A 24,475-nucleotide genomic window follows, 5' to 3' on the forward strand; every position below is an offset into this window, starting at 1 on the left:
TTAATTCGCCTGCCGCTCAAAACTGACGTCTTTCACAATCCGTTTTGCGGTAATTAACGGGATTTGCCCGATCAGGGTGATTTCACGATTCTCACGCGTTTCGGTATAAATAATATTGCCCGCCTGCTGCCAATACTGTTCGCCGAGATTGTCGGCAATGTTGTGATTGATATACAGGCTGAACGAAAACAATCCGTCACTGAACATCACACTTTCCAGCGTACCGATTTCCGTCTCGTAATTTTCCCGTTTAACCACCTCAAATCCCGGCGGGATCCAAGCCGGCCGCCACTGCGATTGCTCGATGGCGTTTCCGCCCGGAATATTGATTAGCGGTGGTAAGTTCAACTGTTCAAGTAAACTGACCAACGCGTGTGAATTTCCGCTCTGCTGCAAGTCAATCATGCGAAACTGTTCCAGCAATTCGCTGTTGCGATCAAGAATATCGCTGCGCAGCAATAAATGGCTCTGTTCATCAATCCACAATACATACTGATAGCGAAAATCATCTTTCGGCAACACCCGAACCACCTGTGCAATTCGATCGGCAATCCGTGTTTTTCCGGCATCAATAAAATCATAATAAGCTTGTAGCTTGGCATAATCCGCATAAACCGCACTCGGTAGGTTGTCCAGAATATGCGAGCCGCGAATACTGAACGGCTGGTAGCCGCCGCCATAATAGCTAATCACATTGTCGCGCTGTACAACCTCTTGCTGGACGCCGTCCAGTGCGGACAGCTGCGCATAATGGCGTCGATCGGCAAAAACATGCCGATACTGATAACTGTTGACCTGAGAAGGCAGAATCTGAATGAAAGAGGTTTCATAATTACTGCTGCGCCATGCCTGTGACATTTGCTGCAACAGACTCAACAGGCTGTTACCGACCGCAGCGGACTGTTGCAATTCGTCCGATGACGAAACCGCCGATTCACTTTGCTGAGAATTGGCGCTAATCGGCAGCGCCAATGCCGCACACACCAACATAACTGTTTTTAATGACTTCATAACGTTCTCAGAATAAACTTCTCAAAATAAACCGCCCAAAACAAAGTCACCACCGCAAAGGTGGTGAACATCATACTTAGAAAACCGCCGCCGTTTACTCGTGATCGGCAGCCGCACTCAATTGTTGGCTATTTGCCCGACGCTGCAATTCGTAATTTTGCAACATCATATTGATACGTTTGCTTTGCTGTTCCAGTTGCGCCTGAGTCGGCACATCCCGACTCGGTGCATTATAGCTTACCTGCTGAATATTGTCGGTAAACGGTAATGTCTGCAATACCGGATTGTCGGCAACGACAACACCGTTATCGCTTTGCAGATAAGACTGTACGCCGAACACCGCTACCAGACAAACGCTCGCCGCCACCGCAATCTGTGTAAACGGATTCAACCAGCCTTTTAAACGATGCACAAACGATACGCGTTGTAGGGCAAGCGGTGCGTATTGCGCCGCTTGCGGCGTAGGTTCCGCATCAATCAGATCCGCCATTTTTGCGGTAAAATCCGTTCCCAACAGTACCGTCGTTTCCCGACGGACAACCGTACGAACCAAATGGTAGCGATTCCATGCCTGCTGAAGTTCTTCATCTCGGCAGAGCGTATCAAGCAGATGATCGTTTTGATATTCTCCGTCCAGATAAGCTGAAAGTAACTCTTTTTGCATTTTAATCTACTCCGCTATTTTATTGAATCCAGTAAGTCTACATTAAATTTCGTTATTGATGAGCGGCGAGATTTTACTGTCGATGATTTCCCTCGCCCTAAAAATCCGCGAACGTACCGTTCCGACCGGGCAATCCATAATCTCAGCAATTTCTTCGTAACTCAATCCTTCTAGCTCCCTCAATGTAATTGAGGTTCTTAACTCTTCCGGTAGTGCGGCTATCGTCTCAAATACGACGTTTTTCAATTCCGCCGACAGCATCAAATTTTCCGGTGTATCGACATTTCTCAAATTGTCCCCGGCCTCGTAAGTTTCCGCGTCCTCCGCCTGAATGTCCTCACTCGGCGGACGACGTCCCTGAGCCGTGATGTAATTCTTGGCGGTATTCACTGCGATGCGATAGAGCCATGTATAAAACGCACTGTCGCCGCGGAACAACTCCAAAGAGCGGTAGGCTTTGATAAACGTTTCCTGCACCACATCCGGAATGTCGTTTGCCGATACATAACGGGTTAACAAACCGGCGACTTTATTCTGATGGCGTGCAACCAACAAATTAAATGCTTTTTTATCACCTTGCTGTGCCTTTTCTACCAGAGCCTGATCTGTTAGTTGTTCACTCATCAGAAGTGAATCTCCTTACCTCATATTACGCTAACAATCCAATTGCAATGACAGCAGGTCGGTATACTGAATTAGAGCGCATGTGTTTTCAAAAGTTCAATTTTTTATAAAAATTATACGAATTATTTATCCGCCAAGTGATCTTGAATACGTTTTACCATGGCGGCCAGCTCGGCGGTAGGCGCTGTTTGCTGATTCATTAACCAACGGAACAGCTCGGGGTCGGTATACTCCAGCAGCTCGACAAAAGTGGCTTTTTGCGGTTCGGAAAGCAAATCAAAACAGTTTTGGTAAAACGGCATAATCATGAAATCCAGCTCCAGCATTCCGCGCCGACAAGCCCATGCTATTTTTAATTTATTGTATTTACTCATTTTATTCTCCAAAGTGCCGTTCAAACCCTTCGACTACGGCGGGAATAATAGCATAATTCTACCAGTCACAGACATAAAAAAACCCGATATTACATCGGGCTCTTTCAATGGAAGCAGAATTATTTGATTTTTGCTTCTTTATAGATAACATGCTTACGAACAACGGGATCGTATTTTTTGATCTCCATTTTCTCAGGCATATTACGTTTGTTTTTCGTCGTTGTATAAAAATGACCTGTTTCAGCAGTAGAAACCAGTTTGATTTTCTCACGAGCGCCTTTGCTTGCCATAATTCAGATCCTTAGAATTTTTCGCCTTTGGCACGCAAATCAGCCAAAACTGAATCGATGCCTTTTTTATCGATAATACGCATACCTTTCGCAGATACGCGCAAGGTTACGAAACGTTTTTCACTTTCAACCCAAAAACGGTGAGAGTGCAGATTCGGTAAGAAACGACGCTTAGTCGCATTCATTGCGTGCGAACGGTTGTTACCAACTGCCGGACGCTTGCCTGTGACTTGACAGACTCTAGACATGGTTAATTCTCCAATAAAACTTAATTAAGCTCGAGCTTCCGTGGTTCGGATCCCGCCTCGCGGTAACCTCGTCAGGTATGTAACCCGACCCACGCCAATATTAAAGGTGGGGGATTATACCATTTTTTTGGCACGACTCAAGCAGAAAAATCGATTAAATCGCATTTTCGGCACTCAGGATCGTTCGGCGCCAATGTTGGATCCCGCCGCTTTCATAACCAGCCTTGTTCACAAAAAGAGCGGTAACACCCCTGCCCGATGATAAAATGATCGAGCACCCGCACATCGATCAACTCACACGCTTGTCGGATCTTACGGGTAATATGATGATCCGCCTCACTCGGCTCGGCAACGCCCGACGGATGGTTATGCGCCAAAATCAGGGCGGCGGCATTATGTGCAAGTGCGGTTTTGACAATTTCGCGCGGGTGAACGCTGGCGCTATTGATACTGCCGAGAAACATCTCCTCTTTTCGTATCAAGCGGTGTCGGCTGTCGAGAAAAAGCACCAGAAAAACTTCGCGCTGTCGGGTTTCCAACTCGGTTTGTAGATATAACCGCACTTTTTCCGAATCATCAAATTGGATTTCACGCTGCAATTCTTGTTGCAGGTAACGTTTTGTCATCTCTTTACAGGCTTGCAGTTGGATAAACTGGGTCACACCCAGCCCTTTCATTCGGCAAAACGCCTGCTGATCGGCACTCAACAATTGGCGCAGCGATCCAAAATGCCGTAACACTTGCGCAGACAATGCCATAACCGGACAGCCTTTAATTCCGGTGCGCAGAAAAATCGCTAACAGCTCTTGATCGCTTAACGCTTCGCTGCCGTGCCGCAACAACTTTTCTCGCGGCATTAACGGTTCGATCATCATGTTTCCTCCATCATTCTGCGCCTTATTCTGCCTGAATCCTATATCGGAAAAACCGCCGCTCATAATTTTTGCGATCCATAATCCAAATATGATCTTTGCCGCCGCTTTTACCGATTGTGATTAGCTGAACAGATAAAATTGCAGTAAAATAAGCGCCATCGTGCCATTCATATAGGAATAACAAGATGAGCAATTTGTACGGAAAACACATTGTTGTCGGCATCAGCGGCGGCATTGCCGCCTATAAAAGTATCGAACTGGTTCGTCTGCTGCGTAAAGCCGGCGCGGAAGTGCGGGTGGTGCTGACCGAAGCCGCCGCTCACTTTGTCACGCCGCTCACTTTACAGGCGATTTCCGGCAATCCGGTAGCGAACTCGCTGCTCGATCCGCAAGCCGAATTGGCGATGGGACACATTGAACTGGCGAAATGGGCGCATTTGATTGTTATTGCACCGACCACGGCGGATCTTGCCGCCCGTTTGGCGATCGGCATGGCCAATGATCTGCTGAGCACAATCTGCCTGGCAACCACCGCACCGATTCTGGCGGCGCCGGCAATGAATCAGCAAATGTACCGCCAGCCGGTGGTTCAGCAAAATCTGTCGACCTTACAACAACGGGGAATCATGTTGATCGGCCCGAATGCCGGCGAGCAAGCGTGCGGTGATGTCGGAACCGGGCGCATGTCCGAACCGAGTGAAATTTTTGCCGCCGTTCAAACCGCACTTCAATCTCAAGCCGCCCAAGTGCGGTCTGCCAAACCGTTTAACGGTTTAAAAATCGCCATTACCGCCGGCCCGACCAGGGAAGCGATTGATCCGGTACGTTTTATCAGCAATCATAGTTCCGGAAAAATGGGATTCGCCTTGGCACGCGCCTTTGCCGAACAAGGGGCGGAAGTCAGCTTAATCGCCGGTCCCGTCAGTCTGACCACACCGGAAAACGTACAACGTTATGACGTAGAATCGGCACAACAAATGCATGATTTAACACTTTCGCTGGCAACACGACAGCATATTGTGATCGGCTGTGCCGCCGTTGCCGACTATCGCTCGCAAACCGTTGCGGAACAAAAACTTAAAAAGAAAGACGACAGCGAAACCATGATGCTGCAACTGATCAAAAATCCCGATATCATTGCGACCGTCGCCGCACTATCCGACAACCGCCCTTTTGTGGTAGGATTTGCAGCGGAAACCCAAGACGTTCAGCATTATGCCGCCAAAAAATTGCAACGCAAAAATTTGGATATGATCTGTGCCAACGATGTGGCACGGCAAGGACAAGGCTTTAACAGCGAACAAAATGCCCTGACGGTCTTGTGGCGTGATCGGCAACAAACTGTGCAACAGCAACAATTACCGTTAGCCGACAAATACGAATTAAGCCAAAAATTGGCAACATTGATCGTAAAACAGTACCAAATCACCCTATCTGATTAATCGGAAGCGATAATATAATGAAAAAAATTGATGTTAAAATTCTGGATCAACGCCTCGGCACTGAATTTCCACTGCCGACTTATGCCACCCCCGGTTCTGCCGGTCTTGATTTGCGTGCGTTATCCACTGAACAGATCACATTACAGCCGGGTGAAACCCGCCTGATTCCGACCGGCCTGTCCATTTACGTTGCCGATCCCAACTTGGCGGCTGTGGTTTTACCCCGCTCCGGTCTGGGTCATAAAAACGGGATTGTATTGGGCAATCTGGTCGGGCTTATCGACTCCGATTATCAAGGTCCGTTAATGGTTTCACTTTGGAATCGCGGCAACCAGCCCTTTACCGTTGAAATCGGGGATCGGATCGCACAGCTGGTCTTTGTGCCGGTGGTACAGGCCGAGTTTAATCTCGTCACCGAATTCGAACAGAGCGAACGCGGCGAAGGCGGATTCGGCCATTCGGGAAAGCAGTGATCCCTCATGAGCATCACCGTTAATCATAGTGAAAAACGATCGGTAAAAGAACGTCGTAAGCAAGTGCTTACCGTTCTGGCGCACTTGCTGCATTCGGAAAAAGGCATGGAACGGATCACCACCGCCCGTCTGGCGGCGGAAATCGGTGTTTCCGAAGCGGCGCTGTACCGCTACTATCCGAGCAAAACCAAAATGTTTGAAGCCCTAATTGATTTAATTGAAGAAAATTTACTGCATCGAATTAAACAATCCATTAAAAGCGACACCGATACCGTCGTGCGCATTCATAATATCATGCAGATGATTCTGGATTTTGCACGCAAAAATCCCGGTATGACCCGTGTTTTGAGCGGTCATGCGCTGATGTTCGAAGATCCCGGATTAAAAGTGCGGGTAGCCAAATTTTTCGACAGCCTGGAATTGCAATTCAACAATATCCTGCAAATGCACCGTTTACGTAACGGCAAGCCGTTTACAACCGATGAAAAAGTAATAGCCGCTCATCTGGTGACGTTCTGTGAAGGGCAGTTTTTACGCTATGTGCGCACCAACTTCCGCCGCAGTAATCAGGTGGAATTCGAACAACAATGGCCGCTATTTGCGTCCTTATTAAAATAACGTTACTATGCTTATTCCCTGGCAAGAATTGGCGGCGCAAACCCTTGAGAATATCCTTGAGTCATTTATCTTGCGTGAAGGTACCGACTACGGTGCGGTAGAACTTACTCTGGCACAAAAAAAAGAACGACTGAGGCGCCAGTTAGAAGTGGGAAGTGCGGTACTGGTGTGGTCTGAATTACACCAATCTATTGATATAAAAGACAAAAAATTATTTTTACAAGGCAAATAAGCCATAAAAATGACTGCCCATAGTTAAAAGAGGTATCTATGCAAGAGCAATTCTCAGCAAAACCGACATCGCCGGATCCGACTTTGGAATGGTTTCTTTCCCATTGCCATATCCATAAATATCCGTCTAAAAGCACCTTGATCCATGCCGGCGAAAAAGCGGAAACGCTATATTATTTGATCAAAGGTACGGTTTCCGTGTCCATTAAAGATGAAGACGGCAAAGAGATGATTTTGTCCTACCTGAATCAAGGGGACTTTGTCGGCGAAATCGGTTTATTCGAACAAGACAGCGAACGCACCGCTTGGGTTCGGGCGAAAACGACCTGCGAAGTGGCGGAAATCTCTTATAAAAAATTCCGTCAGCTGATTCAAATCAATCCGGAAGTACTGATGTACCTTTCCGAGCAGCTGGCCAGACGCTTACAGCACACCTCCAAGCAAGTCAGTAATCTGGCCTTTCTCGATGTAACCGGGCGGATCGCACAAACCCTGCTGAATCTGGCTAAAATGCCGGAAGCGATGACCCACCCGGACGGCATGCAAATCAAAATCACCCGTCAGGAAATCGGGCAAATCGTCGGCTGCTCACGCGAAACCGTCGGCAGAATTCTAAAAATGCTGGAAGATCAAAATCTGATCTCGGCACACGGCAAAACCATTGTCGTTTACGGCACACGCTAATTTCTCTGCTGCCTTCCGTTAAATGCTCCGCTGTCAGGAGCATTTTCATTTCCAATGTTCAATAACGGCTAAAAAAGCCCGTCTTCCATATTCAGGAATAATTTTCATTTGTAAAAACAAGCGGGATTCTTTATGATAAGATTTATTTAAAATCCATCTTATTATGTGAGGCCTACTATGAAAAAAGACGAAGTCGGACACCATTTTCTTGCGCGGCTGGGCAAAACCCGTCTACGGCCGGGCGGACGCCGTGCAACGGAATGGCTCATCCAACAAGGTCATTTCAATGCCGAAACACAAGTGCTTGAAGTTGCATGTAACATGGCGACCACTGCTGTCGGCTTGGCAACACGGTTCGGTTGTCGAATTGAAGGCATCGATCTGGACGAGCAAGCCCTAAACAAAGCGGAAGCCAATATCCGCCGCCACGGTTTACAGGATAAAATCCATGTCCGCCGTGCCAACGCCACCAAACTCCCCTTTGCCGACCGCACTTTTGATGTCGTGATTAATGAAGCAATGCTGACCATGCTGCCGCTAGAGGCCAAGCGCAAAGCGGTCGGCGAATATTTTCGGGTGCTGAAACCGGGCGGCGTATTGCTGACCCATGATGTCATGCTGACCCGTGACGAAGATTCCGAAGTCCTGCAGCAACTGCGGCAAGCAATCAACATCAGTGTCACCCCACTGAGTAAACCGCAGTGGCTCTCCCTGTTTCAAACATGCGGCTTTTCGGATTGCGAATCGATTAACGACAGCATGACGTTGCTCTCACCGACAGGCATGATCTATGACGAAGGTGTTTTCGGCGCAATGAAAATCGTAGGCAACGCCCTCAAGCCGCAAAATTTGCCGACATTTAAAAAAATGTTCAAGCTGTTCAACGATCCGCAACAGCGGCTCAACTTTATTGCGGTATGCAGTCGAAAATAAGCGGAATAACACCTTGACCGCACTTTCAAAGTGCGGTCTTCCCGCTCCCTTCTCAATTTAGCTTCTGTCGGTTGCTTGGATAAAAGCCGATTGCCGATCACAAAACTCATGTTTTAGCGAGTGATAAGTTCAATCGCCACCACTTCCGCCAACCCGATGTCGACAAAACGGAAGCGGACATTAAACTGCCAGATGCTCATGCCGTAAAGACGCTTCCCAATCTGTCCGTGCTGATAAGCCGGACGCGGATCTTGTTGAATAAGCTGTTCGATAAAACGTTGTAAATTCGGATAATTATTTGCCTGCCGTTCAATCGTTTGCGACGCCTGCGGCAAAAACCGCACGGCTATTTGCGCAGACGGTTTGTTTGCGGCAAAACCGCTGTCGGCATCCGGCTGGCTGTCGGCATAAGCCAGATACGGCTTGATGTCGAAAATCGGCGTGCCGTTGACCAAATCAAGGCTGCCGACCCGCAAGCACACATTGCCGCCTTGACAATCCACACCGTGTAACGAAACCTTAGACAGCCCGAGCGGATTAGGGCGGTGGGTGGCGCGCGAAGCAAACACACCGATCCGCTGATTGCCGCCCAAGCGCGGCGGGCGCACGGTCGGACGCCATTTATTGTCAGCAATTCGGTCAAAACGGAAAATCAGCCATAAATGGCTGAATTGTTCCAAGCCGCGCACCGCTTCCGGTTGATTATACGGCGGCAGTAATTCGATGATACCGCCGCCGTCCCGCACCAAATCCGGTTGGCGCGGCACGGAAAATTTCTCATTGTAAGGCGTATGCGCCACGGCAATCGGCTGAAGTTGCAACGGGTGAAAAGAAAATTCGGATGACATTTTTAAGATTCTCGATAAAAAGCGGCAAAATACCTTGCCAAATCAAAACAAGCACACCATTTTCGCCTATAATAGCACTCAAATTCATCTGTGCAGAGAAACAGGGCGGCTTGAACCGCACTTTTACGTTTATTAATCAAATATGGAAAAAATAGCATTTAATATGTGGCTGGAAACCGCCCGCCCGAAAACATTGCCGCTGGCGCTGGCTTCCATCGTCACCGGTTCGGCATTGGCAGCGTTTGTCGGCGCTTTCAGTTGGACAATCTCGCTACTGTCGATTTTGACCGCACTTTTGCTGCAAGTGGTCTCCAATTTCGCCAATGATTACGGCGATCACCTGAAAGGCTCGGACACCGCGGAACGAATCGGCCCGCTGCGCGGCATTCAGCACGGCGTCATTACGCCGAGACAGTTGCGTAACGGCCTGATTCTGGCGATTGCCGCCAGTTTATGCAGCGGATTGGCGCTGATTTTGCTGGCTACCAAAAGCTGGCAGGATTTGATTGCCTTTGCCGTGCTCGGGCTTTTGGCGGTTATTGCCTCCGTCACCTACACCGTCGGGCGCAAACCCTACGGTTATATCGGTCTCGGCGATATTTCCGTGCTGATCTTCTTCGGCTGGCTGGGTGTCGGCGGAACCTATTATTTACAAACCCACAGCATTGATTTTCCGGTTTTACTGATCGCCACCGCCTGCGGTTTGTTGGCAACGGCGGTCCTAAACATCAACAACCTGCGCGATATCGAACAGGATCGCAAAGCCGGCAAGAACACCTTGGCGGTACGGCTGGGCGACAAACCAGCCAAGCTTTACCACTGTTTGCTGATTTCAAGTGCGGTTTTGCTGTATCTGGCATTTACCCTGTGCTACTTTCTGCATTGGTCCGGCTTTCTGGTGGTATTGGCATTTCCGCTGCTGCTGAAACACGCCTGGACGGTATTGCACGCAACCGAGCCGCAGCAACTGCGCCCGATGCTGGCGCAAATGTCGATGCTGGCGCTACTGGTCAACCTGCTGTTTAGTGTCGGATTACTGCTGTCGGGCGGGTTTAATTGGTAATTTGCCTTTTTCCTGTTTATACTGAGGGCTGATTATTTTTCACAACCCTGTTGATTCATTAGTGTTTAAGGATACTTCCCATGCGTATTGATACTTCCGAGTTATGCGATATTTATCAGGATCAAATTGATGTTGTCGAACCTATTTTTTCCAGCTTTGGCGGCCGCAGTTCGTTCAGCGGCAAAATCACCACCGTCAAATGTTTCGAAAGTAACGGCTTAATCGAAGAAGTATTGGAAGAAGACGGCTTGGGGCGCGTGTTGTTGATTGACGGCGGCGGTTCGCTGCGCCGTGCCCTGATCGATTCCGATTTGGCACAGCTGGCGACAGACAACGATTGGGAAGGCATTATTGTCTACGGTGCAGTTCGCCAACTGGATATTTTGGAAACGCTGGATATCGGTATCCATGCTTTAGCGCCGATTCCGGTATCCGCCGACGACAAAACCCTCGGCGAGACCGATGTACCGGTCAACTTCGGCGGTGTCTCTTTCCTGCCGGAAGATTATGTCTATGCCGATCTGACCGGGATTATTCTCTCCCCCGAACCGTTGGAAATCGGCACGGAAACCCACGATGACGGCGATGAAATTTAACAACCGGCTCTCTCCGCCCTCTCGGCGGAGAGGCGTTCACGCGTTGAAAGCCCCCAAAGCGCTGTAAAATACCGCACTTTTAGCCTAATTATCCGTTTAAGCTCACATTTTTAACAATTCTTTATTTCATTATATTAATAAAATTATAACATCCTGCTATATTTAAAGCATTACATTAAATAATGTCTATTCTCTTGCTTGATATTGTCGCAACGTGCTAAGGAAACCATCATGACAGACCATAAAACAAACAAACCGGAACCGTTACAAAGCGGAATAGAAGATCGTGAATTGAAACGGGGCGGTATCATATTTCTGATCAATATCATTCTCTTTTTCCTGCTGCTTAATTTTCTGCCGTTCGGTGCCGCCGAAAATAAAGGGCTGGCGTTATTGGTGTTTGTCGGTATCTTATGGCTGACCGAAGCGATACACGTCACCATCACCGCACTTTTAGTGCCGATTATGGCGATTGCGCTGGGGCTGGTCGGCACCGGTGCCGCACTGGCAACCTTTGCCAACCCCACCATTTTCCTGTTCTTCGGCGGCTTCGCCTTGGCGACGGCGCTGCACATTCAGGGGCTGGATAAAATTATTGCCAACAAGATCATGAATCTGGCAAGAGGAAAACTGTTCCTTGCGGTGATCTATCTGTTCACCACGACTGCATTTTTGTCGATGTGGATGAGTAATACCGCCACTGCCGCCATGATGTTGCCGCTGGCGATGGGCATTTTGAGCAAAATGGATAAAAACGCCGATCATAATACTTACGTATTCGTCTTATTGGGTATCGCCTACAGCGCCAGTATCGGCGGTATGGGAACCGTGGTCGGCAGCCCGCCGAATGCGATTGTGGCATCACAATTAAACATCAGTTTCGCTCAATGGATGCAATACGGCTTACCGGTGATGCTGCTGATGATGCCGTTAATGATCGGCTCGCTGTATCTGACCTTTAAACCGAAACTAAGCGCCCACTTTGAAAAGACCTTTAATGAACAGAGCCTGCACCGCAAACAATATATCACGTTGGGGATTTTTGTGGTGATTGCCTTATGTTGGGTATTTAGCGGGCAATTGAATCCGTTACTCTCCTCCCTGCTCGGATTGGAAAAAAACATAGCAAGCTTCGACAGCATCGTTGCGCTGGTTGCGGCGGTTCTCATTTGTATCAGCCGTGTCGCCGCGTGGGAAGACATTCAGAAAAATACCGACTGGGGCGTGCTGATGCTGTTCGGCGGCGGTTTGACCCTAAGTGCGGTTTTACGTGACTCCGGCGCCAGCAAAGTCTTGGCGGATATGGTTGTCGCTGCAATTGAAGGCGGACATTTCTACCTCATCGGGTTAATTGTAGCGGCTTTCATTATTTTTCTGACCGAATTCACCTCCAACACCGCCAGTGCCGCATTGTTAGTGCCGATTTTCATCTCGATTGCCGAAACGCTGGGTATGCCGCCGTTGGGCTTGTCGTTGATTATCGGCTTGGGGGCGTCCTGCGCCTTTATGTTGCCGGTCGCCACACCGCCGAATGCAATTGTGTTCGGTACCGGACAAGTCAAACAAAGCGAAATGGTTCGTGCGGGTATTGTGCTGAATATTGTCTCCGTCTTCCTGATTGGGACGATGGCTTACCTATTGTGGTTCTAACCGATTCAGGCTACAAAAATACCGGCATTTTGCCGGTATTTTTTATACCCGTCACAACGGATTCAACGCATTTATCAGCCGGATTTCCTCATAATCCGCCAAGTGTTGCGCTGAAATATTGCGCAAACGGATTTTATTTTCCGCCAATAATTTCGCCCGTTGCGTGCCGTACAGCAGCGGTAGCTCGGGCGTATACCAAATGCCGTTTTGCAACAGTACCAGATTGCCGATCGAGCAATCGGTCACCAGCCCGTTTTTGATAATCAAAATTTCATCACAATCGCCGCGTTGTGCATACAATTGATCGAGCAACGTGCGGTCGCTGTATTTCAGGTGATAATCGATATGGTCGCAAACCAACGGGCGAAAGGTGCGAATCGTACGGCGTTGATAAGGAAAAAACCGCACTTGCTGCTGCTCGGCATTGTAATCCAAACGACAACGCACCAAACCGTGCCGAAAAGCATTCGGTACCTCGATTGTCGCCAAATCCAGCTCTTGCGCCGCCCGGTTCGGATAATAGTCCGCCAGCGCCCGCCGATAACGCTGCTGATGACAAGGTAAATTTTGTAATGCGCCGTTCTGCACGGCGATCGTTTCGATTAACGGATACATGGTGTTACGTCCTGCTCGACAATCGGAATATAGACTTTTTGCAACAGCTCGTGATACTCCTCGTCCGGTTTGCTTTGCGTGGTAATGCCGCCGCCGCTACGGAACAACAAGCCGGATTCGGTCTGTTCCAGATAGCGGATCAACACCGCACTTTGCAGATTTTCTCCGTCAAAAACGCCGAAAACACCGGTATAATAACCACGCTCGCCCTGTTCCGCCTGACGGATAATCTGTACGGTTTTTTCTTTCGGGGCGCCGCTGATGGAACCCGCCGGCAACAACTTCCACAGTAATTCGCCAATACGGTTTTGCCAGTCGTGCGCCAATCTGCCGCAAATTTCCGAACTGGTCTGCAAAATCATGCCGCGTTCGGTATGCAGCTTTTCCACATAGCGCAAGCGAGTAACCTCAATCCGCTCGGCGACAATCGACAAATCATTGCGGATCAAATCCACAATCGTGTTGTGTTCCCACTGCTCTTTTTCTGATGCCAATAACTGTTGTTCGGCATTCGGCAAGGCGGCATCAATCGTGCCTTTCATCGGGTAGGAATAAATCTTGTTGTTAGCCGTCGTCACAAACGATTCCGGCGAAAAACAGACGAAACGGTTATCCCATAACAGTTTGAACGGGGCGCGGCTAAGCTGAAAAATCCGGCGCAGACTGTAATTGCACTCAAGTGCGGTCGGGTAAGTCAAATTCAGCAAATAAGTATTACCGGCCTGAAGCTGCTGCTGTACCCATTCAAAGCCGCAGAGATAACGTTCGAAATCGATAGGCAAAGTCTTCAGTCTGAGCGGTTCGGCTGGCAACGGCAACTGCCAGTCACGATTGGTTTCGCCCCGTATTTCAAAAAAAATCCCGTGTCGTGCCGCCTCGTGCAGCGGAAAAATCAGCGGTTTTTGTTGCTCGAAATCAATCAGAAACAAAAACGGCTGCCGCTGCCGTCCGAAAATATCGGCACGTGCAATAAAATCATTCACCGCCATGACCGCACTTTCCCGCATTGGCCAACAGCGGATGATCCAAACCGCACTTCAACAACAACTGGCCGGTTTCATAAATCGGCAAGCCCATAATGCCGCTAAAACTGCCGCTGATATGGCGGATAAACAAGCTGCCGAAACCTTGAATCGCAAAAGCGCCGGCCTTGTCCATCGGTTCGCCGCTGGCGACATAGGCTTGAATATGCCGCTCGCTCAATTCGGCAAAACCGACCTGATTGGTCTGCAACAGGCTGCGGGTCTGCCCTTGAAAGTAAACGCAAACCGCCGTTAATACTTGATGAGTACTGCCCGACAACAAACGCAAAATCTCGGCGGCGTGCGCGGCCGATTCAGGCTTGCCCAAAATTTGATGCTCGAACGCCACCGTGGTATCGGCGGTCAAAAGCGGAAATTCGGGTTCTGCGCCCAACACCTCGCGCGCACGGCGGTTTTTCTGTTGCGCCATTCGCAACACATAATCCTCGGCGATTTCACCGTTAAACGGCGTTTCATCAATTTCGGCATCAACCCGAATCAGCTTCAGCCCCAGCTCCTGCAACAATTGCCAACGGCGTGGGCTTGCGGAAGCCAAATAAAGTGTATTTTTCATACCGTGTCCACCTGCTCTGTTTAGGTAAGTGCGGTATTTTGCTTTATAATCTGACGAAATAAAAGAGGAAGTTACCCCATGAACGAATTAACCTTGCAACTGTCGCCGCAGCACTGGCTGCTGATTTGTGTCGTGCTGACCGCACTTTGCCTATTGCTGTTTTTCATTGCCGCCCGCCGCAAACGCGACAGCGAAGAATTACAACAGGATTTAAATAAAACCATTGCCGATTTCAATCAGTTACTCAGCAAATACGAAGCGCTGCAACAACAGCGTGAGACTTTGCAGCAGGAGATAATACAAGCCCGAACCCGTGCCGAGGGCTTGCAACAGCGGTTAAACGAGCGTGACGATAAATTGGATTATCTGCAAAAAGAGCTGGACGAAGCCCAGCTGCGCAATGAGGCGGTGAACCGCAATATCACCGAACTGAAAGAGCGGTTCGGCAGCGCCTCGGCACAGGCAAAAAGCCTGCAACAGCAGTTAGGACTGAGCCAAAGTGCGGTCGAACAACGCGAACAACAATTACAGCAACACCGTTCACAGCTGACCGAATTGATTCAAGAACTCACCGAATTAAAAACCACCTTGAGCGAAAAAGAGAAACATTTTGCCGAACAGCAACAAAATTTCGAACACAGTAAGCAGCAGCTTTCGGTAGAATTTCAGAATCTGGCAAACCGCATTCTGGACGAAAAAAGCCAAGCCTTCCGTCAAACCAACCAAACTTCGCTCGACAACCTGTTAAAACCGTTTCGTGAGCAAATCGAAGGCTTTCAAAAACGGGTCAACGAAGTGCATTCGGAATCGATTAAAGGCAACACCGCCTTGGAAAGCGAAATTAAAAAAGTGTTGGATATCGGCCTGTCGATGTCGCAGGAGGCCAATAATCTGACCTCCGCCCTGAAAGGCAGCAAAAAAACCGCCGGAAATTGGGGCGAAATGCAGCTGGAACGCAGCCTACAACTGGCGGGCTTGATATCGGGTGACCACTATAGCAGCCAAGAATCGTTTCAAGACCGTGACGGCAAGCGCAAGCAGCCGGATTTTATTGTCAAACTGCCGGACAATAAGCATCTGATTTTAGACAGTAAAGTGTCGTTAGTGGATTATGAAAGTGCGGTCAGCAGTGAAGATGAGGCGAGTCAGCAGCACTACCTGAGCGAACACGTCAAAGCCATTCGCAATCATGTCAATGAACTGTCGAACAAGGATTACAGTAACCTGATCGGAATGCGCAGCCCCAATTTCGTGTTGATGTTTATTCCGATTGAGCCGGCCTATATCGAGGCGATGAAACAGGATCGCAGCTTGTTTAATGACGCTTATAACAAAAACGTGATTTTGGTCTCGCACACCACTCTGATGCCGATTTTGCGCACCGTGTCGAATCTGTGGCGAATCGAACGCGGCAACAGCGAAGCGCGTGAAATCAGTGAACGCGCCGGCGAGCTGTACAATCAAGTCAGCCTGCTGGCGGAACGGCTGCAAAAACTGGGCGGCTCACTCACCGCCGCCAATAATCACTACAACAACACCGTTACCGCACTGATCGGCAATCAGGGGCTGTACGGCAAAGTGGAACGTTTCAAAACCCTGTCGGCGAAAGTCACCAAAACCCTGCCGGAAATGGAATTGTTGCAGAGTAATATCGAAGCCGATCGCTTGCTCGTCTTAGCCGAACAGTCGTCAAGTGAATTAGCAGATAAAGAATAACCGCACTTTAGATGAAAATATTATGTTGAAAAAACACGTTACCGTCATTACTGGTAAGTAGTGTTCAAGCAAAAAGTCTTGCCGAGCCGATATTGCAACAGTACCCGCAATTGGCGACTGCTGAATTTTTATTAGTGAAAACCTATGCTGAGGGGCTATTCGCTGCTCGTGACAATGCAAAAGCATTCAAACTGTTTAGCCAAGCCGAAGGCTACCCTGAAGCCCAATTCAAAATGGGAAGGGGCTACTATTATGATTTGCAGGCGGATTTTGCACAAACACTGCCATGGTATCAAAAGGCTTGTGATAACAGTGATGTGCAAGGCTGTTTAAGCTTGAGCAATGAAAGGCAAAGTAACGGAAGTGCGGTTAACCGCACTTTACTGTTTCAACTGATGGGTATGCCGGAATGGAACTTGAATTCTTCATCAGGCGTGGAAATTAATTCGGCTTCTACTTGCGCAAAATGGGCGACGCGTGCGCTGATGTCCTGTCCGGCGATCTGTTCCGCCAAGGTCAAATAATCCTCATAATGACGCGCTTCGGAGCGCAGCAGTGAAATATAAAATTTCTCCAACTGTTCGTCTAAATATGGTGCTAATTTGGCAAAACGCTCACAGGAACGGGCTTCGATAAAAGCGCCGATAATCAGTTTGTCGACCAATGTGTGCGGTTCGTGGTTAATCACTTCGCGCATTAAGCCTTTGGCATAACGGCCGGCCGTGATATTTTCCAATTCGATACCACGCTGTTCAATTATTTCCAATACTTGATAAAAGTGATGCAACTCTTCTTTAATCAGCAGCACCATTTTGTCGATAATATCCTGCGCATACGGCTGATCGCTGCGTGCCTCAATTTTTTTGGTGATTTGGCTTTTGCCTTTTAAACTGCTCAAATCACCGATCTTGCGATAGGCAAAATCTTCATAAGGCTTCATCCACTGCAACAGATTTTGATTGCCGGCGGTATCGGCGGCATATTTGCGCAGCAAAAACATCGCCGATTGTGCGGCTTTCAGTTCGCACATCATGTGATCTTGCAAGATTATGCCGAGATTTTCCGGTTTTTTGGCATATTCGATCCACGCATCAGGGGTTTCGCATTGTAAAAATTGATGAATCGGTGCGAGTAATTGTCGGTACATAGTGATTTCTTATTCTCAATCGTATTCAACACTCAAAGTGCGGTTTAACCGCACTTTGATGATCCGTTAATGGGTTTTCAGTAAATTCCAATATTTTTCATAAATATCAATCGCTTCACCGACATCGGCCTGCAATACGCCGTTGGCGATTTCACTCGCCGGCGGGAACAAGGTCGGATCATCGGCATCGGCTGTATCCAACAACGCTTTCACGCCGTTATTCGGCATCGAGAAGCCCATGGTTTCAATCACCACTTTGGCGCTTTCCGGACGCAGCATAAAGTCGATAAATCGATAGGCGGCATCACTGTTTTTCGCCCCTTGCGGAATGGCGTAGTTATCCATCCAGAAAATAGCGCCCTCTTTCGGATAGATAAAACGAACGTCGGGGTTTTCATGATGGGCGCGGAAAGCCGAACCGTTCCAGATCATGCCGATCTCGACTTCGCCTTGTAAATACGGCACTTCCGGCGAATCGGAATTAAATGCCACCACATTCGGCATCAAACTTTTCAACGATTCATACGCCTGTTTAATCTCATTTTCATCGGTGGTATTCGGCGAATAACCGAGCAACAACAAGGCAAAATGGAACACTTCACGCGAATCGGCGGTCAGCAGCACCTTGCCTTTGTAGTCGGGATTCCATAGATCTTGCCAGCTGTCGACCGCACTTGGATCGATTTCCGCCGCATTCAGCCCGATGCCGGTCAAGCCGTAAACATACGGCAGGGAATAGACATTGTTCGGATCGAACGGTTTATCCAATAAATCGGTGCTGATGTTCGCCAAATTACTTAATTTGCTTTTATCCAGCGGTTGCAACATGCCTTCCTGCGCCATTTTGCCGATATAGTAACTGGAGGGAAACACCAAATCATAGCCGCTGTCTTGGGTCAGCTTCATTTTGGAATACATCTCTTCGTTACTTTCAAAAGTCGAATAAATCACCTCAATGCCGGTTTCTTGAGTAAAGTCCGCCAGCAGTTTGGACGGAATATATTCCGTCCAATTATACACATACAGTTTTTGTGCCGATGCCGAGCTGCCGAACAACCCCAGCGTCGCCACCAGTAATGATTTCAACAGACAAGCAGATAATTTTTTCACTTTTCAGATCCTCCAACGCCCGCAACATCGGGCCGAGTCAATATTGACAACATAACGCACTTTTGCGTTGGCAGTATAACAACTTCACCGCCGCTTTTCTAACGCTGTTTCTCATTAATGCCGAATAGCGATATTCTCTTCAAAAAATCAAATTTGCCTCATAAAATGATAAAAAATCAAGATTTTCCGATTTAATTCTCTAATAAGTCCTATTTATATAGTAAAATCAGCCGATTTTAAAAATATAATAAAAGGTGAAGCAATTTTATGTTATCCCGTAAAGACACCGCCATTTTAGGCATGATGATTTTTTCGCTGTTTTTAGGCGCAGGCAATATTATTTTTCCGCCGATGGAGGGCTATCATGCCGGTCAACACTGGCTGTGGGCGGCATTCGGCTTTATTTCGACCGGTGTGCTGATGCCGTTTGTCACGCTGTTGGCGGTGTCGGTAAAAGGGCGCGGCGAAGCGCTGTCGATTGAACTGCCGAAATGGGCCGAAGTGGCATTTTGGTCGATTTTATATTTGGTGCTCGGCTCGACTTTCGCCATGCCGAGAATCACCAATGTCGCCTATGAAATGGCATGGCAGCCGCTGAATCTGTTTAACGGCGAGTATTCGCATATCCTGTTTGCCATTGCTTTTAATCTGGTCGCTCTGTTTTTTATGCTCGGGCGCAGCACCATGATTTCCAGTATCGGCAAAGTGATGGCGCCGTTATTGCTGCTGTTACTGACGCTGGTCGGCATTGCGGTTATTGCCAATCCGCTGTCCGACATCGGCTTGCCCAGCCATGCCTATGCGACAAATTCTGCGATAGCCACCGGGCTGGTCGGCGGCTATCAAACTATGGACGTGCTGTCGGCAATGGCGTTTGGCGGTATTGTGGCGCGCGCTTTGGCAATCAAAGGTGTGGCGCATAAAAGTGCGGTATTGAAATACACACTGGGCGCCGGTGCGGTGTCGGTCGTGCTGTTAGCGGCACTTTATTTGTGCCTGTTTTATCTGGGGGCAACCAGCGAACACGTTGCCGCCGCCGCCACTAACGGCGGGCAGATTTTTTCCGCTTATGTCAACCAACTGTTCGGCAAGAGCGGTTTATTGATGATGAGTGCGATCGTGATGTTGGCCAACCTGACCACGCTGGTCGGGGTCACCAGCGCCTGCGCCGACTATTTCTCAAAATTTCATCCGCGCCTGAACTATAAATTTTTTATCATTCTGTTCACCGTCGCCACGATTATCATTGCCGAAACCGGACTGGATACGCTGCTACGCATCACCATTCCGGCGCTATTGATGATTTATCCGATGGCAATTATGCTGGTGGTTTTACAACTGTTGCGACCGTACTTGCCGGCAATCCGTTTCAGCACCCGTTTCACTATCGGTGTGGTGCTGTTGTTCAGCTTGTGCGACAGCCTGAACAATCTGGGCTGGTTGCCGCTGAAAGTCGATGCGTTACTGAACCATATTCCGTTTTACCATTTGGGCTTAAGCTGGGTTTTGCCGGCACTCATCACGCTGACGCTAAGTGCGGTATGGGGAAAAGCAGCAAAAGCGCTTTAAGTGAATGCGCTGACCGCACTTGATGTATTTGTCCGATATAAAAAATCCCTTTGACTCACATCAAAGGGATTTTTGACATTCAAAGTGCGGTCGGATTAACTGGCAACGGCGATTTTTTTCATGTCCGTCATATAACCGCGCAATTCCTGCCCGATATATTCGATCGGGTGGTTGCGGATAGCGTCATTGACATCACGCAAAGTCACATTATCAATTTCAACCGCCGGTGTGGCTTCGCCCAAATCGCCGCGTAACAAGGTCGGTATGATTTTCTCGCGCAAAATCGGCGTAGCGACATTAGCAAACAGATAATTGCCGTATTCCGCAGTGTCTGAAATCACCACATTCATTTCATACAGGCGTTTACGGGCAATGGTGTTGGCAATCAGCGGCAATTCGTGCAACGACTCGTAATACGCCGACTCTTCATAGATGCCGCTTGCCACCATGGTATCGAACGCCAGTTCTACCCCGGCTTTGACCATCGCCACCATCACTACGCCGTTATCAAAGAATTCTTGTTCGGAAATCTTAATGCCGTCGGCTTTCGGGGCGTTTTCAAATGCGGTTTTACCGGTCTCTTCACGCCATTTCAGCAAATTGGCATCGTTGTTTGCCCAGTCCGCCATCATGGTTGCAGAAAATTCACCGCTGATAATATCGTCCATATGTTTTTCAAACAAGAACGCCAATTCTTGTTTGATTTGCTCGGACAATTCGAAGGCACGCAACTTGGCGGCGTTCGACAGACGATCCATCATCAAGGTGATCCCGCCTTGTTTTAAGGCTTCGGTAATGGTTTCCCAACCGTATTGGATCAGTTTGCCCGCATACGCTGGATCTTTGCCGTCAGCAACCAATTTGTCGTAACATACGATTGAACCGGCTTGCAGCATACCGCACAGAATGGTTTGCTCGCCCATTAAATCGGATTTCACTTCCGCCACGAAAGAAGACGCCAAACAGCCGGCACGATGACCGCCGGTCGCCGCCGCCCACGCTTTGGCAATCGCCCAGCCTTCCGCTTGCGGATCGTTTTCCGGGTGAACCGCGATCAAAGTCGGCACACCGAAACCGCGTTTATACTCTTCCCGCACTTCCGTACCCGGGCATTTCGGCGCCACCATCACCACCGTAATGTCTTTACGGATCTGCTCGCCCACTTCGACGATATTCAAACCGTGCGAATACCCAAGCGCCGCACCTTGTTTCATTAAGCCCATCACATCGGCGATCACTTTAGAGTGCTGTTTGTCCGGCGTTAAGTTGATCACCAAATCGGCACTCGGAATCAATTGATCATACGTACCGACCACAAAGCCGTTTTCACTGGCACGCTGAAAGGAAGCACGTTTTTCCGCAATCGCTTCCGGACGCAGCGCATAACTGATATCCAAGCCAGAATCACGCATATTCAGCCCTTGATTTAAGCCTTGCGCACCACAACCGACAATTACAATTTTTTTGCCTTTCAGAAAATTTGCTTCATCGGCAAATTCTTCACGATCCATAAAACGGCATTGTCCCAACTGCGCTAATTGCTGGCGCAAGTTCAAGGTATTGAAATAGTTAGACATACTCTTTCCTTTGTTAAACGGGTTAAAAAACGTCCTGCTGGACAAGTGCGGTCAGTATAGACTAAAATCCAGATTGCGAAAATTGATATTATTAGAAGTTATGATTGCAAATTTTGCAATCAATAAGGATTTAAAGTGCGGTCAAGATGAATTTTCAAGAGATAAAACTGTTTTTGGATTTAGCGGAAAACCGCAATTTTCATCAAACGGCGGTTCAAAACCATATGAGCCCGTCCACCCTGTCACGCCAGATCCAGAAAATGGAAGCGGAGCTGAAACAGTCGCTGTTTTTGCGTGATAACCGCCAAGTTTCACTCACGAAAACCGGCGAAAAATTCTTACTGTTTGCCCGCCAAAATTGGCAACAGTGGCAACAATTCAAACAAGCATTAAACACCGGCCAAACGGAATTACAAGGCGAACTGAAACTGTTCTGTTCGGTCACCGCCGCCTACAGCCATTTGCCGCCGATTCTGGAGCGCTTTCGCCGTCACTATCCGCAAGTCGAAATCAAACTCACCACCGGCGATCCCGCCAATGCGATTGAGCAAGTGCGGTCGCAGCAGGCGGATTTGGCCTTGGTCGGCAAACCGTTGAAACTGCCGGACAATATTGATTTTCACTTCATCGCTCACATTCAACTGTCACTGATTACGCCGCGAGTCGCTTGCACCTCCACCCGTTTGCTGCAACAACACCCGCCAGACTGGCAGCAGATTCCTTTTATCCTGCCGGTCGCAGGGCCGGTGCGGGAACGGATCGATCTCTGGTTCAAACAGATGAATATCAAACACCCGAAAATTTACGCCTCGGTCAGCGGACATGAAGGGATTGTGCCGATGGTTGCGCTCGGCTGCGGGGTGGCGCTGCTGCCGGATATTGTAATTAAAAACAGCCCGATGAACGGACAGGTTTCCTATCTGGATTTGCCGCTCTCGGTCAAGCCGTTCGAATTAGGCGTCTGTGTGCAGAAAAAACGGTTGCAGCTGCCGCTGATCGATGCTTTTTGGCATATCCTGCAACCAAATTAGCCCCTACCGATAATAAATTTACGTTATACTATCAGGCAGAATCTACACACATAGTCAGGAGGATCCATGAAATTTCCGCATGATTTTTTATTTGGCGCCGCCAGTGCCGCCTATCAGCTTGAAGGCGCTTGGAATGAAGACGGTAAAGGCATGAGCAATTGGGACGAATTTGTCCGAATTCCGGGCAAAACCTTTGAAGGCACAACCGGTGATGTTGCCGTTGATCATTATCATCGCTACCGAGAAGACGTCCGACTCATGGCGGAAATGGGCTTAGAGTCTTATCGTTTCTCGATCAGCTGGCCGCGCATTTTTCCCGACGGCGGCGGGCAAGTCAATCAAAAGGGCTTGGATTTTTACAATAATCTGATCGATGAATGCCTCAAATACGGCATTGTGCCTTTTGTCACGCTGTATCACTGGGATTTACCGTTAGCGCTGGAAAAACAGGGCGGTTGGCACAATAAAGCGACCATTGACGCCTTTGTCCATTATGCCGAAGTCTGTTTTAACGCCTTTGGTGATCGCGTCAAACATTTCATTACCTTTAATGAAATGATTATGTTTTGCGGCAACGGCTACCTGACCGGTGCGCACCCGCCGGGGATCACCAACGATCCGAAAAAATATTTCCAAGTCACACATAATGTTTTTGTGGCACACGCAAGAGCGGTTTTGGCTTATAAACGTTTGAAACAATTCGGCGAAATCGGAATCACACATGTTTTTAATCCGGCTTTTGCGGTGGATAACCACGAAGACAACCTATTTGCCGCCCGCCATGCCAACGAATTCGATACCTATTGGTATTACGATCCCGTGCTGAAAGGACACTATCCCGAGTATGTGCTGCAACAACTGCAAAAGAGCGGTTTGACCCCGGATTGGGATCCGCAGGAATTGGCGGATTTGCAGGCGGCTGCGCCGCAAAACGATTTTATCGGGCTGAATTATTATCAACCGATGCGGGTTGAAAAACTGCACGAGGTACAACAACCGATCGAACACAGCCGTGAAACCTCGACCCTTGCACCGGGCAAAGCCAGTTTCGACAATGTCTACCGCACCGTTAAAATGGCGGATAAAATTTATACCAAATGGGACTGGGAAATTTCACCTGAAGGTTTTCTTGACGGCTTGCTGATGCTGCAAGCACGCTACGGCAACGTGAAAATTTATATCACCGAAAACGGGCTCGGCGACGAAGATCCGATTATCGAAGGCGAAATTTGCGATATCCCGCGGATTAATTACATCAAAACCCACTTAATCGCCTTACAGCACGCCATTGAAAAAGGGCTGAATGTAAAAGGCTATTACGCTTGGTCGGTGATCGATTTGCTCAGCTGGCTGAACGGTTATAAAAAACAATACGGCTTTATTTATGTCGATCACAACGACAATCTGGCACGCCGGAAAAAAGCCTCGTTCTATTGGTATCAACACGTTATCGCCACCCGTGGCGCAGAGTTGCAAAACCAATAATCCCA

The 24,475-nt window shown here is 48.6% G+C and carries 27 protein-coding genes; 13 read left to right on the forward strand and 14 right to left on the reverse strand.

The window, feature by feature from the left end; translation table 11 throughout:
* From OA57_RS06985 to radC, 7 genes are all read right to left on the reverse strand, one after another.
* Nucleotides 1–1,011: a MucB/RseB C-terminal domain-containing protein gene (locus OA57_RS06985; RefSeq protein WP_052122414.1), complete on the reverse strand. Its 1,011-nt coding sequence runs from the start codon at nt 1,009–1,011 to the stop codon at nt 1–3.
* Nucleotides 1,012–1,105: 94 nt separating this feature from the next.
* Nucleotides 1,106–1,675 (reverse strand): sigma-E factor negative regulatory protein, encoded by a 570-nt coding sequence (locus OA57_RS06990; RefSeq protein WP_034615488.1) that lies wholly within the window; start codon nt 1,673–1,675, stop codon nt 1,106–1,108.
* A 42-nt stretch (nt 1,676–1,717) separates the two neighbouring features.
* Nucleotides 1,718–2,299: an RNA polymerase sigma factor RpoE gene (gene rpoE / locus OA57_RS06995; protein ID WP_034615491.1), complete on the reverse strand. Its 582-nt coding sequence runs from the start codon at nt 2,297–2,299 to the stop codon at nt 1,718–1,720.
* 122 nt (nt 2,300–2,421) lie between these two features.
* Nucleotides 2,422–2,673 carry an FAD assembly factor SdhE gene (locus tag OA57_RS07000; RefSeq protein ID WP_034615493.1) on the reverse strand — a complete coding sequence of 84 codons (252 nt, stop codon included), beginning with the start codon at nt 2,671–2,673 and terminating at the stop codon, nt 2,422–2,424.
* A gap of 119 nt (nt 2,674–2,792) precedes the next feature.
* Nucleotides 2,793–2,963, reverse strand: a complete 171-nt coding sequence (gene rpmG, locus OA57_RS07005) for a 50S ribosomal protein L33 (protein WP_034615495.1) — start codon at nt 2,961–2,963, stop codon at nt 2,793–2,795.
* Nucleotides 2,964–2,974: 11 nt separating this feature from the next.
* Nucleotides 2,975–3,211 carry a 50S ribosomal protein L28 gene (gene rpmB, locus OA57_RS07010; RefSeq protein WP_034615498.1) on the reverse strand — a complete coding sequence of 79 codons (237 nt, stop codon included), beginning with the start codon at nt 3,209–3,211 and terminating at the stop codon, nt 2,975–2,977.
* A gap of 212 nt (nt 3,212–3,423) precedes the next feature.
* Complete coding sequence (gene radC / locus OA57_RS07015; RefSeq protein ID WP_200883606.1) at nt 3,424–4,086, reverse strand: RadC family protein; 663 nt, start codon at nt 4,084–4,086, stop codon at nt 3,424–3,426.
* Between the two features lie 185 nt (nt 4,087–4,271).
* Here radC and coaBC point away from each other — a divergent pair, with 185 nt between their 5' ends.
* From coaBC to OA57_RS07045, 6 genes are all read left to right on the forward strand, one after another.
* The gene (coaBC, locus tag OA57_RS07020; protein ID WP_034615504.1) at nt 4,272–5,528 is read left to right on the forward strand and encodes a bifunctional phosphopantothenoylcysteine decarboxylase/phosphopantothenate--cysteine ligase CoaBC; all 1,257 of its coding nucleotides are present in this window, start codon (nt 4,272–4,274) and stop codon (nt 5,526–5,528) included.
* Nucleotides 5,529–5,545: 17 nt separating this feature from the next.
* On the forward strand, nt 5,546–6,001 hold the full coding sequence (gene dut / locus OA57_RS07025; protein WP_034615506.1) for a dUTP diphosphatase: 456 nt from the start codon (nt 5,546–5,548) through the stop codon (nt 5,999–6,001).
* Between the two features lie 6 nt (nt 6,002–6,007).
* Entirely contained in the window at nt 6,008–6,619 is a 612-nt protein-coding gene (gene slmA, locus OA57_RS07030) for a nucleoid occlusion factor SlmA (protein WP_034615509.1), read from the forward strand.
* Nucleotides 6,620–6,626: 7 nt separating this feature from the next.
* Nucleotides 6,627–6,851, forward strand: coding sequence for a YheU family protein (locus OA57_RS07035; protein WP_034615511.1), 225 nt, complete (start codon nt 6,627–6,629; stop codon nt 6,849–6,851).
* A 38-nt stretch (nt 6,852–6,889) separates the two neighbouring features.
* Nucleotides 6,890–7,534, forward strand: a complete 645-nt coding sequence (crp, locus tag OA57_RS07040; RefSeq protein ID WP_034615520.1) for a cAMP-activated global transcriptional regulator CRP — start codon at nt 6,890–6,892, stop codon at nt 7,532–7,534.
* 177 nt (nt 7,535–7,711) lie between these two features.
* The gene (locus OA57_RS07045; RefSeq protein ID WP_034615522.1) at nt 7,712–8,467 is read left to right on the forward strand and encodes a class I SAM-dependent methyltransferase; all 756 of its coding nucleotides are present in this window, start codon (nt 7,712–7,714) and stop codon (nt 8,465–8,467) included.
* Between the two features lie 113 nt (nt 8,468–8,580).
* Here OA57_RS07045 and tsaA read toward each other — a convergent pair whose 3' ends face one another.
* Complete coding sequence (tsaA, locus tag OA57_RS07050) at nt 8,581–9,315, reverse strand: tRNA (N6-threonylcarbamoyladenosine(37)-N6)-methyltransferase TrmO (protein WP_034615525.1); 735 nt, start codon at nt 9,313–9,315, stop codon at nt 8,581–8,583.
* Between the two features lie 142 nt (nt 9,316–9,457).
* Between tsaA and OA57_RS07055 the strand changes: the two genes are divergently transcribed.
* The 3 genes from OA57_RS07055 to OA57_RS07065 all read left to right on the forward strand — a co-directional run bounded on the left by OA57_RS07055 (nt 9,458) and on the right by OA57_RS07065 (nt 12,624).
* Nucleotides 9,458–10,378, forward strand: a complete 921-nt coding sequence (locus OA57_RS07055; RefSeq protein WP_034615528.1) for a 1,4-dihydroxy-2-naphthoate polyprenyltransferase — start codon at nt 9,458–9,460, stop codon at nt 10,376–10,378.
* Between the two features lie 80 nt (nt 10,379–10,458).
* Complete coding sequence (rraA, locus tag OA57_RS07060; protein ID WP_034615531.1) at nt 10,459–10,974, forward strand: ribonuclease E activity regulator RraA; 516 nt, start codon at nt 10,459–10,461, stop codon at nt 10,972–10,974.
* Nucleotides 10,975–11,205: 231 nt separating this feature from the next.
* Nucleotides 11,206–12,624 carry a DASS family sodium-coupled anion symporter gene (locus tag OA57_RS07065; protein WP_084589888.1) on the forward strand — a complete coding sequence of 473 codons (1,419 nt, stop codon included), beginning with the start codon at nt 11,206–11,208 and terminating at the stop codon, nt 12,622–12,624.
* Nucleotides 12,625–12,675: 51 nt separating this feature from the next.
* Here OA57_RS07065 and OA57_RS07070 read toward each other — a convergent pair whose 3' ends face one another.
* Genes OA57_RS07070 through OA57_RS07080 form a run of 3 tightly spaced genes read right to left on the reverse strand, consistent with a single transcriptional unit; the run spans nt 12,676 to nt 14,835 of the window.
* A complete protein-coding gene (locus OA57_RS07070; protein ID WP_034615534.1) occupies nt 12,676–13,239 on the reverse strand; it encodes an aminotransferase class IV family protein in 564 nt (187 codons plus the stop codon).
* The gene (locus tag OA57_RS07075) at nt 13,227–14,246 is read right to left on the reverse strand and encodes an aminodeoxychorismate synthase component I (RefSeq protein ID WP_235424653.1); all 1,020 of its coding nucleotides are present in this window, start codon (nt 14,244–14,246) and stop codon (nt 13,227–13,229) included. Before OA57_RS07075 ends, OA57_RS07070 begins: the two co-directional genes overlap by 13 nt.
* Entirely contained in the window at nt 14,215–14,835 is a 621-nt protein-coding gene (locus tag OA57_RS07080) for a Maf family protein (RefSeq protein ID WP_034615539.1), read from the reverse strand. Before OA57_RS07080 ends, OA57_RS07075 begins: the two co-directional genes overlap by 32 nt.
* 78 nt (nt 14,836–14,913) lie before the next feature.
* Between OA57_RS07080 and rmuC the strand changes: the two genes are divergently transcribed.
* Complete coding sequence (gene rmuC, locus OA57_RS07085; protein WP_052122415.1) at nt 14,914–16,551, forward strand: DNA recombination protein RmuC; 1,638 nt, start codon at nt 14,914–14,916, stop codon at nt 16,549–16,551.
* A gap of 388 nt (nt 16,552–16,939) precedes the next feature.
* Here rmuC and miaE read toward each other — a convergent pair whose 3' ends face one another.
* Nucleotides 16,940–17,698 carry a tRNA isopentenyl-2-thiomethyl-A-37 hydroxylase MiaE gene (gene miaE, locus OA57_RS07090; protein WP_034615541.1) on the reverse strand — a complete coding sequence of 253 codons (759 nt, stop codon included), beginning with the start codon at nt 17,696–17,698 and terminating at the stop codon, nt 16,940–16,942.
* A gap of 66 nt (nt 17,699–17,764) precedes the next feature.
* Entirely contained in the window at nt 17,765–18,808 is a 1,044-nt protein-coding gene (locus tag OA57_RS07095) for an extracellular solute-binding protein (protein WP_034615544.1), read from the reverse strand.
* A 267-nt stretch (nt 18,809–19,075) separates the two neighbouring features.
* Here OA57_RS07095 and brnQ point away from each other — a divergent pair, with 267 nt between their 5' ends.
* The gene (brnQ, locus tag OA57_RS07100) at nt 19,076–20,377 is read left to right on the forward strand and encodes a branched-chain amino acid transport system II carrier protein (RefSeq protein WP_034615547.1); all 1,302 of its coding nucleotides are present in this window, start codon (nt 19,076–19,078) and stop codon (nt 20,375–20,377) included.
* Nucleotides 20,378–20,472: 95 nt separating this feature from the next.
* Here the strand turns inward: brnQ and ilvC are convergent, their stop codons facing one another.
* Nucleotides 20,473–21,954 (reverse strand): ketol-acid reductoisomerase, encoded by a 1,482-nt coding sequence (gene ilvC, locus OA57_RS07105; RefSeq protein WP_034615550.1) that lies wholly within the window; start codon nt 21,952–21,954, stop codon nt 20,473–20,475.
* A 146-nt stretch (nt 21,955–22,100) separates the two neighbouring features.
* Between ilvC and ilvY the strand changes: the two genes are divergently transcribed.
* Together ilvY and OA57_RS07115 are read left to right on the forward strand one after the other, a co-directional pair.
* On the forward strand, nt 22,101–22,985 hold the full coding sequence (ilvY, locus tag OA57_RS07110) for an HTH-type transcriptional activator IlvY (RefSeq protein ID WP_034615553.1): 885 nt from the start codon (nt 22,101–22,103) through the stop codon (nt 22,983–22,985).
* A 66-nt stretch (nt 22,986–23,051) separates the two neighbouring features.
* Nucleotides 23,052–24,470: a GH1 family beta-glucosidase gene (locus OA57_RS07115; RefSeq protein WP_034615557.1), complete on the forward strand. Its 1,419-nt coding sequence runs from the start codon at nt 23,052–23,054 to the stop codon at nt 24,468–24,470.
* The last annotated feature ends 5 nt before the right edge of the window (nt 24,471–24,475 follow it).

It is taken from the genome of Chelonobacter oris (assembly GCF_000772535.1).
Taxonomy (GTDB): Bacteria; Pseudomonadota; Gammaproteobacteria; order Enterobacterales; family Pasteurellaceae; genus Chelonobacter; species Chelonobacter oris.

What these genes read in the sequence shown, in the direction of transcription:
- OA57_RS06985 (WP_052122414.1), bottom strand. Translation starts at nt 1,011, where the DNA reads ATGAAGTCATTAAAAACAGTTATGTTGGTGTGTGCGGCATTGGCGCTG.
- OA57_RS06990 (WP_034615488.1), bottom strand. Translation starts at nt 1,675, where the DNA reads ATGCAAAAAGAGTTACTTTCAGCTTATCTGGACGGAGAATATCAAAAC.
- rpoE (WP_034615491.1), bottom strand. Translation starts at nt 2,299, where the DNA reads ATGAGTGAACAACTAACAGATCAGGCTCTGGTAGAAAAGGCACAGCAA.
- OA57_RS07000 (WP_034615493.1), bottom strand. Translation starts at nt 2,673, where the DNA reads ATGAGTAAATACAATAAATTAAAAATAGCATGGGCTTGTCGGCGCGGA.
- rpmG (WP_034615495.1), bottom strand. Translation starts at nt 2,963, where the DNA reads ATGGCAAGCAAAGGCGCTCGTGAGAAAATCAAACTGGTTTCTACTGCT.
- rpmB (WP_034615498.1), bottom strand. Translation starts at nt 3,211, where the DNA reads ATGTCTAGAGTCTGTCAAGTCACAGGCAAGCGTCCGGCAGTTGGTAAC.
- radC (WP_200883606.1), bottom strand. Translation starts at nt 4,086, where the DNA reads ATGATGATCGAACCGTTAATGCCGCGAGAAAAGTTGTTGCGGCACGGC.
- coaBC (WP_034615504.1), top strand. Translation starts at nt 4,272, where the DNA reads ATGAGCAATTTGTACGGAAAACACATTGTTGTCGGCATCAGCGGCGGC.
- dut (WP_034615506.1), top strand. Translation starts at nt 5,546, where the DNA reads ATGAAAAAAATTGATGTTAAAATTCTGGATCAACGCCTCGGCACTGAA.
- slmA (WP_034615509.1), top strand. Translation starts at nt 6,008, where the DNA reads ATGAGCATCACCGTTAATCATAGTGAAAAACGATCGGTAAAAGAACGT.
- OA57_RS07035 (WP_034615511.1), top strand. Translation starts at nt 6,627, where the DNA reads ATGCTTATTCCCTGGCAAGAATTGGCGGCGCAAACCCTTGAGAATATC.
- crp (WP_034615520.1), top strand. Translation starts at nt 6,890, where the DNA reads ATGCAAGAGCAATTCTCAGCAAAACCGACATCGCCGGATCCGACTTTG.
- OA57_RS07045 (WP_034615522.1), top strand. Translation starts at nt 7,712, where the DNA reads ATGAAAAAAGACGAAGTCGGACACCATTTTCTTGCGCGGCTGGGCAAA.
- tsaA (WP_034615525.1), bottom strand. Translation starts at nt 9,315, where the DNA reads ATGTCATCCGAATTTTCTTTTCACCCGTTGCAACTTCAGCCGATTGCC.
- OA57_RS07055 (WP_034615528.1), top strand. Translation starts at nt 9,458, where the DNA reads ATGGAAAAAATAGCATTTAATATGTGGCTGGAAACCGCCCGCCCGAAA.
- rraA (WP_034615531.1), top strand. Translation starts at nt 10,459, where the DNA reads ATGCGTATTGATACTTCCGAGTTATGCGATATTTATCAGGATCAAATT.
- OA57_RS07065 (WP_084589888.1), top strand. Translation starts at nt 11,206, where the DNA reads ATGACAGACCATAAAACAAACAAACCGGAACCGTTACAAAGCGGAATA.
- OA57_RS07070 (WP_034615534.1), bottom strand. Translation starts at nt 13,239, where the DNA reads ATGTATCCGTTAATCGAAACGATCGCCGTGCAGAACGGCGCATTACAA.
- OA57_RS07075 (WP_235424653.1), bottom strand. Translation starts at nt 14,246, where the DNA reads ATGCGGGAAAGTGCGGTCATGGCGGTGAATGATTTTATTGCACGTGCC.
- OA57_RS07080 (WP_034615539.1), bottom strand. Translation starts at nt 14,835, where the DNA reads ATGAAAAATACACTTTATTTGGCTTCCGCAAGCCCACGCCGTTGGCAA.
- rmuC (WP_052122415.1), top strand. Translation starts at nt 14,914, where the DNA reads ATGAACGAATTAACCTTGCAACTGTCGCCGCAGCACTGGCTGCTGATT.
- miaE (WP_034615541.1), bottom strand. Translation starts at nt 17,698, where the DNA reads ATGTACCGACAATTACTCGCACCGATTCATCAATTTTTACAATGCGAA.
- brnQ (WP_034615547.1), top strand. Translation starts at nt 19,076, where the DNA reads ATGTTATCCCGTAAAGACACCGCCATTTTAGGCATGATGATTTTTTCG.
- ilvC (WP_034615550.1), bottom strand. Translation starts at nt 21,954, where the DNA reads ATGTCTAACTATTTCAATACCTTGAACTTGCGCCAGCAATTAGCGCAG.
- ilvY (WP_034615553.1), top strand. Translation starts at nt 22,101, where the DNA reads ATGAATTTTCAAGAGATAAAACTGTTTTTGGATTTAGCGGAAAACCGC.
- OA57_RS07115 (WP_034615557.1), top strand. Translation starts at nt 23,052, where the DNA reads ATGAAATTTCCGCATGATTTTTTATTTGGCGCCGCCAGTGCCGCCTAT.